General features: G+C 67.4%; 13 protein-coding genes. 11 read left to right on the plus strand and 2 right to left on the minus strand.

Annotated elements, in window-relative coordinates:
* Positions 1 to 34: 34 nt before the first annotated feature.
* On the minus strand, positions 35 to 1,237 hold the full coding sequence (gene fabV / locus ACPTTC_RS19395; RefSeq protein ID WP_423393522.1) for an enoyl-ACP reductase FabV: 1,203 nt from the start codon (positions 1,235 to 1,237) through the stop codon (positions 35 to 37).
* 164 nt (positions 1,238 to 1,401) lie between these two features.
* Between fabV and ACPTTC_RS19400 the strand changes: the two genes are divergently transcribed.
* The 6 genes from ACPTTC_RS19400 (at position 1,402) to ACPTTC_RS19425 (ending at position 6,962) form a co-directional block, all read left to right on the plus strand.
* Positions 1,402 to 1,935 carry a GbsR/MarR family transcriptional regulator gene (locus ACPTTC_RS19400; protein ID WP_011353812.1) on the plus strand — a complete coding sequence of 178 codons (534 nt, stop codon included), beginning with the start codon at positions 1,402 to 1,404 and terminating at the stop codon, positions 1,933 to 1,935.
* An 87-nt stretch (positions 1,936 to 2,022) separates the two neighbouring features.
* Positions 2,023 to 3,330, plus strand: coding sequence for an SDR family oxidoreductase (locus ACPTTC_RS19405; RefSeq protein WP_423393523.1), 1,308 nt, complete (start codon positions 2,023 to 2,025; stop codon positions 3,328 to 3,330).
* Complete coding sequence (locus ACPTTC_RS19410; protein WP_174942012.1) at positions 3,327 to 3,797, plus strand: DUF2269 family protein; 471 nt, start codon at positions 3,327 to 3,329, stop codon at positions 3,795 to 3,797. Before ACPTTC_RS19405 ends, ACPTTC_RS19410 begins: the two co-directional genes overlap by 4 nt.
* 100 nt (positions 3,798 to 3,897) lie before the next feature.
* On the plus strand, positions 3,898 to 4,770 hold the full coding sequence (locus tag ACPTTC_RS19415; RefSeq protein ID WP_423393524.1) for a thiol-disulfide oxidoreductase DCC family protein: 873 nt from the start codon (positions 3,898 to 3,900) through the stop codon (positions 4,768 to 4,770).
* Positions 4,767 to 6,266, plus strand: a complete 1,500-nt coding sequence (locus ACPTTC_RS19420; RefSeq protein WP_423393525.1) for a TIGR01777 family oxidoreductase — start codon at positions 4,767 to 4,769, stop codon at positions 6,264 to 6,266. Before ACPTTC_RS19415 ends, ACPTTC_RS19420 begins: the two co-directional genes overlap by 4 nt.
* 72 nt (positions 6,267 to 6,338) lie before the next feature.
* Positions 6,339 to 6,962 (plus strand): glutathione S-transferase family protein, encoded by a 624-nt coding sequence (locus ACPTTC_RS19425; protein WP_423393526.1) that lies wholly within the window; start codon positions 6,339 to 6,341, stop codon positions 6,960 to 6,962.
* A gap of 89 nt (positions 6,963 to 7,051) precedes the next feature.
* On the opposite strand, the gene ACPTTC_RS19430 is transcribed toward ACPTTC_RS19425, so the two are convergent.
* Entirely contained in the window at positions 7,052 to 8,452 is a 1,401-nt protein-coding gene (locus ACPTTC_RS19430; RefSeq protein ID WP_423393527.1) for a serine hydrolase domain-containing protein, read from the minus strand.
* 262 nt (positions 8,453 to 8,714) lie between these two features.
* Here ACPTTC_RS19430 and ACPTTC_RS19435 point away from each other — a divergent pair, with 262 nt between their 5' ends.
* The 5 genes from ACPTTC_RS19435 to ACPTTC_RS19455 all read left to right on the plus strand — a co-directional run bounded on the left by ACPTTC_RS19435 (position 8,715) and on the right by ACPTTC_RS19455 (position 12,890).
* A complete protein-coding gene (locus tag ACPTTC_RS19435) occupies positions 8,715 to 9,134 on the plus strand; it encodes an HIT family protein (protein WP_043181059.1) in 420 nt (139 codons plus the stop codon).
* Positions 9,135 to 9,390: 256 nt separating this feature from the next.
* Positions 9,391 to 9,555: a hypothetical protein gene (locus ACPTTC_RS19440; protein WP_011353821.1), complete on the plus strand. Its 165-nt coding sequence runs from the start codon at positions 9,391 to 9,393 to the stop codon at positions 9,553 to 9,555.
* A gap of 162 nt (positions 9,556 to 9,717) precedes the next feature.
* Complete coding sequence (locus tag ACPTTC_RS19445) at positions 9,718 to 10,377, plus strand: methyltransferase family protein (protein WP_423393528.1); 660 nt, start codon at positions 9,718 to 9,720, stop codon at positions 10,375 to 10,377.
* Positions 10,378 to 10,755: 378 nt separating this feature from the next.
* Positions 10,756 to 11,193: a hypothetical protein gene (locus tag ACPTTC_RS19450; protein ID WP_174942025.1), complete on the plus strand. Its 438-nt coding sequence runs from the start codon at positions 10,756 to 10,758 to the stop codon at positions 11,191 to 11,193.
* A gap of 860 nt (positions 11,194 to 12,053) precedes the next feature.
* On the plus strand, positions 12,054 to 12,890 hold the full coding sequence (locus ACPTTC_RS19455) for a bifunctional allantoicase/(S)-ureidoglycine aminohydrolase (protein WP_039349877.1): 837 nt from the start codon (positions 12,054 to 12,056) through the stop codon (positions 12,888 to 12,890).
* Positions 12,891 to 13,384 lie beyond the last annotated feature (494 nt).

Here is a 13,384-nt window from a genome sequence, read left to right on the forward strand (position 1 = left end):
GCTGCGCGTGCAGCGGGGGCGGCGGGCCGTACCGTCAGACGGTGGTGTCGATGATGCCCGGGATCTTCACGTCCGGGTTCACGTCCGCGTCGTAGTCGACGCCGGCGATCTCGAAGCCGAACAGGCGCAGGAACTCGGTCTTGTAGCCGGTGAAGTCGGTCAGCTCGTACAGATTGTCGTTCGTCACGTGGTTCCACTGCGCGACGACCTTCGCTTGAACTTGCGGATCGAGTTCCTTGTAGTCCGCGCGCAGGCGGCCTTCTTCGTCGACGTGCGGCGTCGCACCGTACAGGCTGTCCTTGAACAGGCCGTACACCTGCTCGATGCAGCCTTCGTGCGTGCCGTTTTCCTTCATCGTCTTGAACAGCAGCGACAGGTACAGCGGCATCATCGGGATCGCCGAGCTGGCCTGCGTGACGACGGCCTTCAGCACCGACACGCGCGCGTCGCCGCCGTGCGCGGCCAGCTTGTCGCGGATCGACAGCACCTTCTTGTCGAGATCCTTCTTCGCTTCGCCGATCGAGCCGTTCCAGTAGATGTCGTGCGTGATCTGCTCGCCGAGATACGTGAACGCGGTGGTCTTCGCGCCGTCGGCCAGCACGCCGGCTTCATCCAGCGCGTCGATCCACATCTGCCAGTCCTCGCCGCCCATCACGGCGACGGTGCCGTCGATCTCTTCCTGCGTCGCCGGCTCCAGCGTGACGTCGCGGATCACTTCCTTGTCGGTGTCGAGGCCGCGGAACGTGACCGTCTTGCCGATCGGCTTGAGCGTCGAGCTGATGGTTTCGCCGGTCTTCGGATGCGTGCGGCGCGGTGCCGCGAGGCTGTAGACGACGAGATCGACCTTGCCGAGATCCTGCTTGATGGTGTCGATCGTGACCTGCTTGACCTTGTCGGAGAATGCGTCGCCGTTGATGCTGCGTGCATAGCGCCCCTTTTCGGCGGCGAATTTCTCGAACGCGGCGCTGTTGTACCAGCCGGCCGTGCCGGGCTTCGTCTCGCTGCCGGGACGCTCGAAGAACACGCCGAGCGTGTCCGCGTCCGAGCCGAAGGCGGCCGAGATCCGGGCGGCGAGGCCGTAGCCGGTCGACGCGCCGATCACGAGCACCTTTTTCGGGCCGTTGGCGATCGGGCCGTGCGAAGTCACGTAGTCGATCTGTTCCTTGACGTTGGCTTCGCAGCCGACCGGATGAGTCGTCACGCAGATGAAGCCACGCACGCGCGGTTTGATGATCATGGAAACCTCTACTCTAGTCAGAAAGGCTGGGACGGCCTGAATTCGGAAAATCCCGCGCATTGTAATGGATGCGGCAGATCGCGGGCGGGTGCGGCCGGAACCCGGCGGATCGTCCGGTTATTTCTCTCTTGACAGAAATAACTGAAATGCCTAAATTTCACGTCATGGAACTCACACCGATTGCCGAACGATTCATTCTCCACTGGGGCGAAATGGGCTCGCGGTGGGGCGTCAACCGCACCGTCTCGCAGATCCACGCGCTGCTCTATCTGGCCGGCCGGCCGATCGCGGCCGACGAGATCGCGGAGACGCTCAACGTCGCGCGCTCCAACGTCAGCACGAGCCTGAAGGAGTTGCAGGCGTGGCGGCTGGCGAAGGTCGTGCATGTGCTGGGCGACCGCCGCGACCACTTCGAGACGTCGACCGACATCTGGGAACTCTTCAAGCTGATCGTCGAAGGGCGGCGGCAGCGCGAGATCGAGCCGACGCTCACGGTGTTGCGCGATTGCCTGACGAATCCGGAGATCGCGAACGAGAGCCGCGAGACCGAGCAGCGCATCCGTGACACGCTGCAGTTCGTCGAAACGCTCACGACCTGGTCGGACGAGATGCTGCGGCTCAAGCCCGATACGCTGATGAAGGCGCTCGGCATCGGCGCGAAGATCAGCCAGACGGTCCGGCGCAAGCCGTCGAAGTAAGCGGGACACGCAGTGCGGGCAGCAGCCCGCTTTTTTCGGGATTGTTATTTCTGTCTGTACAGAAATGACTGTAAATATAGGATGAAAATGGACGCTGTCTTGCCATCGAGCCGCCCGCATGGCCGCACCGGGGCGCGCAGCATGACCGTCTTCGTGTGCGGCGCGAACGGCTTCATCGGGCGGGCGCTGTGCGCGCAGCTCGAAGCCGGCGGCCACCGCGTGCTGCGCGGCGTGCGTCATGCGCTCGGTCCGTCCGATGTCGCGATCGACTTCGCGCACGACGTCGACCCGGACGCGTGGCTCGCGCGGCTCGAGGGCGTCGACGTGGTGATCAATGCGGTCGGCATCCTTGCCGATCGGCGCGGCGCGACGCTCGACGCCGTGCATCGTGCCGCGCCGTGTGCGCTCTTCACCGCGTGCTGCCGCGCCGGCGTGCGGCGCGTGATCCAGATCTCGGCGCTGGGCGTCGAGCGTGGCGATACGCGCTACTTCGCGAGCAAGTACGCAGCCGACCGCTTCCTGCAGACGCTGCCGATCGATTTCCGGATCGTGCGTCCCGCGCTCGTCTATGGCACGGCCGGCGCGTCGGCGCGGCTGTTCCGGATGCTCGCGAGCCTGCCGGTGCAGGTGCTGCCGGCGGGTGGCCATCAGAGGCTGCGCCCCGTGCACGTCGACGATCTCGCCGAAGTCGTCGCGCGATGCGTCGATGCGCCGACGGCCGGCCGCGCGGTGATCGACGTGGTCGGCGCCGACGAAATCGAATACCGCGAGATGCTGGCCCGCTATCGCGCCGCACTGGGGTTTCCGCCGGCCGCCCGCATCGCATTGCCGGGTCCGCTGGCCGGCGCGGTGGCCGTGCTGCTCGGCACGCTGCCGGGCGCAATGTTCACGCGTGACACGTGGACCATGCTGCGCAGCGGGAACACGGGCGATCCGGCTGCGGCCACGGCGATGCTCGGCCGGCCGCCGCGCGGGATCGACGGCTTCATCGGCGCGGAATCGGCCGCGCTGCGTCGCGACGCGCTTGCGATGTGGCGTCGTCCGCTGCTGCGCGGCGCGCTTGCGATCGTGTGGATCTGGACGGCCATCGCCAGCGCGTTCATCCATCCGCTGCACGCGAGCCTCGCGCTGCTCGCGCCCGCGCACCTGACCGGGCTGCCTGCGTCGATCGCGCTCTACGCGGCCAGCGCGCTGGACTTCGCGTTCGGCATCGCAACCGTCGTCGCGCCGTCGCGCCGCCTGTGGGTCGCGCAAGCTGCGCTGATCGTCGCGTATTCGGCGGTCATCGCGGTCACGATGCCGGGCCTGCTCGCCGAACCGTTCGGCCCCGTGCTCAAGAACGTGCCGATTCTCGCGATCCTGTTGATCCTTTTTTCAGAAGAAGAACAAGCATGAATACCTATCTCGTCATCAAGGCGCTTCACATCCTGTCCTCGGTGCTGCTGGTCGGCACGGGGTTCGGCACCGCGTTCTACCTGTTCTTCGCGAATCGCACGCGCTCGGTGCCCGCGATCGCGGCCGTGTCGCGGCTCGTGGTGCGCGCGGACTGGTGGTTCACGACGCCGGCCGTGATCTTCCAGCCGGCATCGGGGCTCTGGCTCGCGCACACGGCCGGCTGGCCATGGCATACGCCGTGGCTCGTCGCGTCGATCGTGCTGTATGCGATCGCCGGCGCGTGCTGGCTGCCGGTCGTGTGGCTGCAGGTCGAACTGGCGGCGATGGCGAAGCTCGCTCATGCGAACGGCGCGGCCGCGCTGCCGGAACGGTACTGGCGCTATGCGAAGCGCTGGGAACTGCTCGGCTATCCGGCGTTCTTCGCGATGCTGACCGTCTACTTCCTGATGGTGCTCAAGCCGATGTAAGCGCGCTGCCGCCGCCGCACGGAAGCGGCGATGCGGCATGGCGGAAAGCAGTCGATCGATTCATGAAGCTTGCGAAAGACAAAAAGAAGGAATGCGAATCATGAGCTCAAGTGAACTGGTGCTGTACTTCGACGGACGATGTCCGTTATGCGTTGCGGAGATCAAGCGTCTCGGGGCCCGCGACGCGCGCCGGCGGCTGGCTTTCGTCGATATCGCCGAGCCGGGTTTCGATCCCGCGCCGCTGGGCGTCGATCTGCCCGCGCTGAATCGCGAGCTGCACGCGCGTCTGCCCGACGGACGCATGCTGACCGGCGTGGACAGCATCCTGGCCGCCCATGCGCTGACTGGGCGCCGCTGGCTCGTCCGGCTGCTTCGCGCGCCGGCCGTGCGCGGTGCGCTGGCGCCGCTGTATCGCCGCTTCGCGCGCAACCGGCATGCGGTGTCGCGGTGGCTCGGCTATCGCGCCGACGGGCCGTGCGACCGGGCGACGTGCGGTAGCGGTCGCGGCCGTGCCGCGTCACCCGCAGCGGATCGTGCGGCGGGTGACGCGGCGCGCCGCATCGTGGTGACCTGGATGTATGGCGCGGCGATCGCACACCTGCTCGTCGGCATGGCCGTTCCGTGGATTGCCGGCGCGCCATGGCTGGACGCGTATCACCGCGTCATCGAGCTGCATTTCTGGGCGGGCGCGGCGCCCGCACCGGCGCGGGCGCAGCAGATCTGGTGGATGTCGCTGATCGGCGCGACGGTGCAGTGCGCGTCGGTCTGGATGCTGGCGCTCGTCCACCTCGGCAACCGTCTGCGCCGGCGGGAAGTGTGGGGATGGCTGCTGGCCGGCCTGTCGATCTGGGCGCCGCAGGACATGCTGTTTTCAATGCAGGCCCATGTATCGGGCCACGTGGCGATCGATGCGGCGGCACTCGTCGCGATGGTGCCGCCGCTCGTCTGGCTGTGGAGGAGGGACACCGAATGAACACCTTGCCTGCTTTCGACTGGGCGCTCAACCTGCTGATCGTGCAGGGTGCGATGGGCGCATTCGATACGGTCTATCACCACGAACTCACGCAGGATCTCCCGCACAGCCCGCGCGCGCGGCTCGAGCTGGCGATTCACGCGGTGCGTTCCGTGCTCTACGGCCTCGTGTTCGCGTCGATCGCGAACGTCGCTTTTCACGGCGCGTGGGTCGCGGCAATCGCGGTGGTGGTCGTCGTCGAGGTGGTGCTGACGCTGTGGGATTTCGTCGTCGAAGATCAGAGCCGCAAGCTGCCGGCAACCGAGCGCGTGTTGCATACGCTGCTGGCCGTCAACGGCGGCGCGCTGTTCGGCATGATCGCGATGCAACTGGCTGCGTGGGCGCACGAGCCGACCGCGCTGCAGGCGATCGATCTGGGCTGGCGAGGCTGGGTGCTGAGCCTGTTCGCCGTCGGCGTGACGGTATCGGGAATCCGCGACGGGATGGCGGCCTGCCGGATCGCACGTTCCGCGCCGATCGCCAATCCGTTCGCGGGGCAGCCGCCCGGGAACGTGCTCGTGACCGGCGGGACCGGCTTCATCGGCGAAACCCTCGTGAACCAGCTGCTCGATGCGGGGCATGCGGTCACGTTGCTGGCGCGCGATCCGCTGCGCGCGGCCTACCTGTTTCACGGCCGCGTGCGCAGCGTCACGTCCGTCGAACAACTGCAGCCTCACGAGCGTTTCGACACGGTCATCAATTTCGCGGGCGCGCCGGTGCTCGGGGCGCGCTGGAGCAAGCGCCGGCAGGCGGTGCTGCTTGCCAGCCGTGTTGGCGTCACGGAATCGCTGATGCGCTGGGTCGAGACCGCCGAGGTCAAGCCGCGCACGTGGATCCAGGCATCGGCGATCGGTTACTACGGCGTGCGTCCTGGCGACGAGCGGCTCGACGAAGGCAGCAGCGCCGGCACCGGCTTCATGTCCGAACTGTGCCGGCAGTGGGAGCAGTCCGCGCAGCCGCTCGCGCGCCACGGCGTTCGCTCGGTGGTGCTGCGACTGGGCGTCGTGTTCGGCCCCGGCGGCGCGCTGCGCCCGATGCTGTTGCCGCATTACTTCGGGATGGGTGGGCGATTTGGCGACGGCACACAGGTGATGAGCTGGATCCACCGGGACGACGTGCTGCGGATCATCGCGCGGGCGATGGCGAACCCGGGCATGCACGGCGTCTACAACGCGGTCGCGCCCGCGCCGTTGACCCAGCGCGAGTTCGTGCAGGTCGTGTCGAAGGTGCTGCACCGCCCGGCCTGGTTGCATGTGCCGGCCGCGCCGCTGCGCATCGCGATGGGCGAGATGGCCGAACTGCTGCTGGACGGGCAGCGCGTGATGCCGGCGCGGCTGCATCAGGACGGATTCATGTTCCGGTTCCCGACGGCCGAGCATGCGCTGCGCGACCTGACGAATCGGCCGCATGCGGATTTTTCGCGTACGGCCTGTCGTGTGCCGCGTGGTCGTGTATAAATTCGGCATGAACGCGTTCGCGACCTGTCGTGCGTCCCGGGCGCTCCGCATCCGACCTCACAAGGAGACTGCATGCTGCACATCCTCGGCAAGATCCCGTCCATCAACGTTCGCAAGGTGCTGTGGCTGTGCACCGAGCTGAATCTGCCGTTCGAACAGGAAGACTGGGGCGCGGGCTTTCGTACGACCAACGATCCGGCGTATCTCGCGCTGAATCCGAACGGTCTCGTGCCCGTCATCAAGGACGACGATTTCGTGCTCTGGGAATCGAACACGATCATCCGCTATCTCGCGAACCGCTATGGCGGCGACGCGCTGTATCCGGCCGAGCCGCAGGCGCGCGCGCGGGTCGATCAATGGATCGACTGGCAGGGTGCCGACCTGAACCGCTCGTGGGTGGGCGCGTTCCTCGGCCTCGTGCGGAAATCGCCCGATCACCAGGATCCGGCCGGCATCGCGCAGTCGATCGCGGGCTGGACGAAGCACATGCAGGTGCTGAACGCGCAGCTCGAAACGACCGGCGCGTACGTGGCCGGCAACGGCTTCACGCTCGCGGACATTCCGATCGGCCTGTCGGTGAACCGCTGGTTCGGCACGCCGTTCGAGCACCCGGATTTCCCGGCGGTCTCGCGCTATATCGAACATCTCGCGACGCGCGAAGGTTTCCAGAAATACGCGGGCAGCGCGAACCCGTGATGTCTCGCAGGTAGCGCGCGGCGCGGCGGCGTGGCAATCGCCGCCGCGTCCGCGTCATGAACGGCATGCACGGGCCCGCGGGCCCATTGTCATGCGCCGGGCGCCGGCACCGCGTCAAGCACGCGTGCGAGGAACGCCTCGTGATTCCACGCGGATTCCGGCCGCGACAGCCCGAGCCGCACCACCACCAGTTGCCGGCTCGGCACCACGCTCACGAACTGGCCTTCATGGCCGACCGCATGAAACGCGTCGGCCGGCATTGCGACCGCATGGGGATCGCGATCGTTGAACGGCTCCGGCACCTTGACCCACAGTTGCGCGCCGTACTCCTGTCGCTCGGACTGCGGCGTCGCGCGCGTCAGGTAGCGCACCCAGCCTTCCGGCAGCAGCCGTTGCCCGTCCCATACGCCGTCTTGCAGCAGCAACTGCCCGAAGCGCGCCCAGTCGCGTGCGCTCGCATACATGTACGACGGACTGACGAGCGTGCCGGATGCATCGGGCTCGAACACCGCGCTGCGCATCCCGAGCGGCGCGAACAGCGCGCGGCGCGGAAACGCGAGGTAGTCGTCCTCGCTGCCGCCTAATGCTTCGCGCATCACGCGCGCGATGATCGCGCTCGTGCCGCTCGAGTAGGACCACCGCGTGCCGGGTGTCGCGGCGAGCGGCTTTGCCGACGCAAACCGCGCGGTATCGGGCTGCTCGTACAGCATCAACGCGACGTCGGACAGCGCGTCGTCGTAGTTCTCGTTGAATTGCAGGCCGCTCGTCATCCGCAGCAGCTCGTCGAGCGTGATGGCCGCGCGCGGATCGCCGCTGTCGCGCCATTCGGGCAGCAGGGCTGACGCGTTCGCCGACAGCTTGTGCTGGGCGACGAGCACGCCGACCAGCGCGGCCGTCACGGTCTTCGTCATCGACCAGCCGAGCAGCGGCGTGTCGGCCGTGAAGCCGGGCGCATAGCGTTCGGCGATCACCTGGCCGCGCCACATCACGACGACCGCGCGCGTGCGCCGCGGCCGCGCCGGATCGGGCTCGTCGAATGCGCGGTCGAGCGCGGCCCGCAGCTTCCGCGCGTCGATGCCGGCCGGCGGCGTGGCCGGTGCCGGCTGCGCGGGTGGCGGATCGGGGAGCGGCGGCAGCGCGGCCGGCAACGCGCCGGGCGACGGCCCGATCGCGAGCGTGCAGCCGAGCCCGGGTCGAAAGTCGGCTTCACGTCCGGCGAAGCCGGCAAAGGTCGCCGTCGCGCGATGATGGTCGGGGTCGATCGAAGGGCGCACCAGCTTCAGCAGCGGATGCACGCCGGCCATGATGTCGACGTCGATCACGGACGCGGCCGGGCGGCCCGACACGTACACGCCGGAACACAGCGTCTTCGCCGCATAGCCGGTCGCGATCGGCGCGAGCCGGGCCAGCATGGTGCCCGTGTAGCCGACCGCGGCGACGACCGCGAGCGCGACGCCGCGCAGGATCAGCTTCTTGAAGGGGATCGTCATGCGCGAGCGTCCTCGGTGGTATGCCGGCAGGCAGCGATCCGGCAGTGTCGCAGGTTCGGGCGATGCGTTGCAATCACGGCGGCGTGACGCGCGATGGCGACCGTGCGGCGGCCGGTGCGTGACGCGTCATGCCTTCCACGTCCCGCGCAACGATTCGGCCGCCATCGCACGGCGAACGAGTTGGCATCGGTCCCGCCGTCGGCCGATAATCGTGCGGCATCGCTTGCCTACTCTCCCAGTCCAACCGTTATCGGAAAACGCCATGTCCTACGACAACAACAACCCGTTCGCCAAAATCCTGCGCGGCGAACTGCCGTGCGTGAAAGTCGCGGAAGACGACGCGACCCTCGCGATCATGGATCTGATGCCGCAGGCCGACGGCCACGTGCTCGTGATCCCGAAGGAGCCGGCCGCGCAGATCTTCGAGTTGTCCGGCGACGCCGCCGCGGCCGGCATTCGCATGACGCAGCGCGTCGCGGCGGCGGTGCGCGCGGCGCTCGAGCCGGACGGCGTGTTCATCGGCCAGTTCAACGGCGCGGCAGCCGGCCAGACGGTGCCGCACGTGCACTTCCACGTGATCCCGCGCTGGGAAGGCGCGGAGCTGCGGATGCATGCGCGCGAGATCGCCGACGCCGCGACGCTCGAAGCGCTTGCGCAGCGCATTCGCGCGCGCTTCGTGTAACGCGTGCGATTGCACGTGGCGACGGCGCGGCCTGGCGCACCGGCCGGCCGCCGCGCCATCGCCTGTTTCAGCGGTCATGCGAGGTAACACGTGTAACCGCCGGCGAAACTCGGCCCGGCCAACCCGGCGCTAGACTCGGCGCATTGCATCATCGAGCGACAGGAAGGGCGGATCGCCTCTTCGTGCCGGCCGCCGCCGTTTGCGGCGGCCAGTCTTTCGCGAGGTGCCATTCGTCTTTCGCGCCGGGAATCGAGCCATGACCAGACTTCTCATCACGCTTGCCCTGATCGGCGGCCTGTCCGGCTGCTACGTCGCGCCGCCGTACGGCTACGCGCCCGCGCCCGCCTACTACGGCTATGCGCCGGCGTATTACGCGCCGCCCGTCAGCGTCGGGATCGGCGGCAACTTCCGCATCCGCTGATCCGGCACCGGGCGTCGGCGCGGGCCGCATCGGTCAGCGCCAACGCGTTGCGCGCGAGAATCGCGCGGATTCGCGTATCGCATGACGGCGGTGCGCTGCACGGCGTGCGCGCGGTTCCTATACTTCACAGGAAAGTGCATTCCGCATGCCGGTGAGGCAGCCATGACAGTCACCCGCAAGGTCGCCGCCCTGTCGGGCATCTCCACGCTCGTCTATCTCGGGCTCGCGGTGCTCGGCAGCGGCGGGTTCGCGGCCTTCTTCTCGCATCCACCGCTGACCGTCGTCGTCGTCGCGACGCTCGCGATGGCCGTCGCCGCGCTGTTCACCGAAGGCAACCTGAGCAGCGGCGAGCGCGAGAACCGCGACAATCGCTGGGTGCTCGCGGCGTTCGGGATCAGCGGATTGCTGCTGGCGTACCTGCCTGCCCTGACCGACCGACTCGACTTCTGGACCTTCGGCGGCGATGCGGTGCGCTGGATCGGTGTCGTGCTGTACGTCGCGGGCGGCGTGCTGCGCATCTGGCCCGTATTCGTGCTCGGCAAGCGCTTCAGCGGGCTCGTCGCGATCCAGCCGGGCCATACGCTCGTGACCGACGGCATCTACAGCCGCATCCGCAATCCGAGCTATCTCGGCCTGCTCGTCAATTCGGTCGGCTGGGCGCTGGCGTTTCGCTCGGGCGTCGGCTTGCTGCTCGTCGCGCTGACGATGGTGCCGCTCGTCGCGCGCATCCGCTCCGAAGAGGCGCTGCTGCGTGCGCAATTCGGCGCCGAATACGACGCGTATTGCGCGCGGACTTGGCGTCTGCTGCCCGGCGTGTACTGACCCCCTTCATTTCTTCCCCGCCGTCGTTTCGGGCTCCGCCCACGATTCGTTCCCGATGTGTTGCCACGTGTGTCGCAAACGTGCGACGCCACACATGGCCGGCTTGTCGTCCAGCCGTGCCGGATCCTCCGCGAAGCCAATGCCGGCGCGGGTTTGCGGGCATCCCGTTGCGTGCGTTCGACGTCGCTTGTTCGTAAACAACTTGTTACCAGAATGTCCGCGGCAAGGATGTGGGACCGGTGCTATTCTTCGCCGCAAGCTCATTGAAATGAATTGGTCCGCGGTTCGGCACAATGCCTGACCCGACGTCGATCGATTCAGATCGTCGTACCGAGCGGACCTTCAATAACCAGATTGCGAACAAGGAAGAATACGGGAATGTGGAAGAAAATCGCCCCCGCTCTCGTCGTCGCCGCGTTGACCGGCGCGACTGCACTGCCGGCCATGGCAGGTGACATGAACAACGCGCTTGGCGGCGCGCTCGGCGGGGTAGCCGGCGCAGCGGTCGGCGGTGCGCTCGGCGGCAGCACGGGCTCGGTGATCGGCGGTGCCATCGGCGGCGGCGCGGGTGGCGCGGTGACGTCGAACCGTCGCGAGCGCACCGGCGCGATCATCGGCGGCGCCCTCGGCGGCGGCGCAGGTACCGCGGCGGGCAACGCGATGGGCGGCCGCACGGGCGGCCTGCTAGGTGCGGCTGTCGGCGGCGGCGCCGGCGCGGCGCTCGGCGGCAACATGTCGCGCAGCTCGTACGAACGCGACCACGGCGATCGCGGCTATCGCCACCGCAAGCATCGTCACCACCGCGACTGGGACTGATCGCCGCTGGCGCGGCTCGGTGCGCGAACAGCGCACCGGCGCGCCGACGGCGTCGGCACCCGACGCGAGATTCGGCCCGGCGGCTTGCCGGACCGCCATCGCCGGCCAGACCGGCGAACCCTTTCCGGCCGCTTTGGCCGCAGCCCGATGCCCGATCGACGGGCTGGCAAATTTCCCTCCTCGCAGCCTTTCCCCGTTTTCCGACTACATCGACTCTCGCGACTGAATGCGTCCGGGCAGTGTCGATACCATTCGCGTTTCGTTCGATTCCCGCTGGCCCGTTCTCCGGTCTGACGACGGCAGATGATTGGCGCGGTGCAGCTTGGTGCCGTGGGCACGCCAATCTGCGTAACCGGATGTATCGCAACCCGCGTGCGCGACCGAAATGGCTGCGGTCATTCGCTTGCGCCGCTTGCATCCCGGCGAACGTGCGCGTTGCCCCGCCCGTCAGGATTTCCCTGATATCCAGACCGTCGCGCCGCGCCCCCTCACCGTGCATCACGGTTGCCGGTGGGTAGTGGGAAATCGAATGGAATCCATCGCAACATTTAATTGGTCGATTGCGAACGACTTCGCTATCGTCGGCGAGGCTCGCGTATGGCATCGCACCGTGCCGCTGGCCGCGCCTCGCCGCATGGTCGCGACCGTCACGGCCCGGTCGCCGGCCCACAAGCATGGGCCGCCGCGTCCGAAGAACCGGACGAACCCGTCGCGAAGCCTGGCGGACCGAACGAAGGCGCATGCGCCATCAAGCCAGCCCGGCAACGACGTCCCGCCGCCGCATGCGTGCCCCGCGCGCGCGTGTGCCGCCCGATGTCGTTGGTGCCCGGGGCCGGACCAACCCATTGCCTGGATGCACTATGTCTAAGACAACGTATTACGCGCCGCATGGCGGCCACCCGCCGCAGACCGATCTGCTGACCGATCGCGCGATGTTCACCGAGGCGTACGCGGTGATCCCGAAGGGTGTGATGCGCGACATCGTCACGAGCTGGCTGCCGTTCTGGACGAACACGCGCCTGTGGGTGATCGCCCGCCCGCTGTCGGGGTTTGCCGAAACCTTCTCGCAGTACATCGTCGAAGTGAACCCGGGCGGCGGCAGCGACAAGCCCGAGCAGGACAAGAACGCCGAAGCCGTGCTGTTCGTCGTCGAAGGTGAAGCCGAGCTGACGCTGCAGGGCACGAAGCATGTGCTGAAGCCGGGTGGCTACGCGTTCATTCCGCCGGGCGCGGACTGGACGCTGCACAACGTCAGCGATGCCGCGGTGCGTTTCCACTGGGTGCGCAAGCATTACCAGGCCGTCGACGGCATTCCGCTGCCGGAAGCCTTCGTGACCAACGAGCAGGACGTCGAGCCGATCCCGATGCCGGGCACCAACGGTGCCTGGGTGACGACGCGCTTCGTCGACATGAGCGACATGCGCCACGACATGCACGTGAACATCGTGACGTTCGAGCCGGGCGGCGTGATTCCGTTCGCTGAAACGCACGTGATGGAGCACGGGTTGTATGTGCTCGAAGGCAAGGCCGTGTATCGACTGAACCAGGACTGGGTCGAAGTCGAAGCCGGTGACTTCATGTGGCTGCGCGCATTCTGCCCGCAGGCGTGCTATTCGGGTGGACCTGGGCGCTTCCGTTACCTGCTGTACAAGGACGTGAACCGTCACATGAACCTGTTGCTGAACCCGGCGCGTTAAGCGTCGTTAAAGCAGTTGGATGTGAAAGCCCGCCGGGGGGGGGCGGCGGTTTTTTTGGGGAATATTCGCGGGTTTATGGGGACGTTGCTTGCCGACCCGAAGCGGCCATGCGTAGATCTCCGGAGCGGTCGTTTAGCGTGCGCTCGCCTGACAAATACCACTGTCGACGTGGCGAAGTACGCCGATCCCAACTCCGTTCGCACCGAGCGGTTGACTGGACCGAACACCGGGCTGGACGCGTCGCAAGCATGCTGACAGCGCCCGCGTTACGCTGGCCGGCGGTCGCATCGAGGATCAGGTTCGCGGCCTCTACCGGATGCGAAATGAGCACGAGGTGACTTGCCTTGACCTCGACTGTCTTCGCGTGCACGCGGCTTGCCTTGACGCGCGCAAGATCCGAATTGGTGGTGCGATCTTCTTTCGATACCCTGTACCGGCTTCGATCAGCCCACCGATGTCGGATCAATATCAGGTCGATATAATCCGGAGTACAT

The organism is Burkholderia mycopellens, from assembly GCF_964265025.1.
Lineage (GTDB): Bacteria > Pseudomonadota > Gammaproteobacteria > Burkholderiales > Burkholderiaceae > Burkholderia.

Bases quoted from the DNA above. Each gene is read 5' to 3' on its own strand.
- ACPTTC_RS19450 (WP_174942025.1), top strand. From the start codon at position 10,756: ATGTGGAAGAAAATCGCCCCCGCTCTCGTCGTCGCCGCGTTGACCGGC.
- ACPTTC_RS19440 (WP_011353821.1), top strand. From the start codon at position 9,391: ATGACCAGACTTCTCATCACGCTTGCCCTGATCGGCGGCCTGTCCGGC.
- ACPTTC_RS19420 (WP_423393525.1), top strand. From the start codon at position 4,767: ATGAACACCTTGCCTGCTTTCGACTGGGCGCTCAACCTGCTGATCGTG.
- ACPTTC_RS19415 (WP_423393524.1), top strand. From the start codon at position 3,898: ATGAGCTCAAGTGAACTGGTGCTGTACTTCGACGGACGATGTCCGTTA.
- ACPTTC_RS19455 (WP_039349877.1), top strand. From the start codon at position 12,054: ATGTCTAAGACAACGTATTACGCGCCGCATGGCGGCCACCCGCCGCAG.
- ACPTTC_RS19400 (WP_011353812.1), top strand. From the start codon at position 1,402: ATGGAACTCACACCGATTGCCGAACGATTCATTCTCCACTGGGGCGAA.
- ACPTTC_RS19435 (WP_043181059.1), top strand. From the start codon at position 8,715: ATGTCCTACGACAACAACAACCCGTTCGCCAAAATCCTGCGCGGCGAA.
- ACPTTC_RS19410 (WP_174942012.1), top strand. From the start codon at position 3,327: ATGAATACCTATCTCGTCATCAAGGCGCTTCACATCCTGTCCTCGGTG.
- ACPTTC_RS19430 (WP_423393527.1), bottom strand. From the start codon at position 8,452: ATGACGATCCCCTTCAAGAAGCTGATCCTGCGCGGCGTCGCGCTCGCG.
- ACPTTC_RS19445 (WP_423393528.1), top strand. From the start codon at position 9,718: ATGACAGTCACCCGCAAGGTCGCCGCCCTGTCGGGCATCTCCACGCTC.
- fabV (WP_423393522.1), bottom strand. From the start codon at position 1,237: ATGATCATCAAACCGCGCGTGCGTGGCTTCATCTGCGTGACGACTCAT.
- ACPTTC_RS19405 (WP_423393523.1), top strand. From the start codon at position 2,023: ATGGACGCTGTCTTGCCATCGAGCCGCCCGCATGGCCGCACCGGGGCG.
- ACPTTC_RS19425 (WP_423393526.1), top strand. From the start codon at position 6,339: ATGCTGCACATCCTCGGCAAGATCCCGTCCATCAACGTTCGCAAGGTG.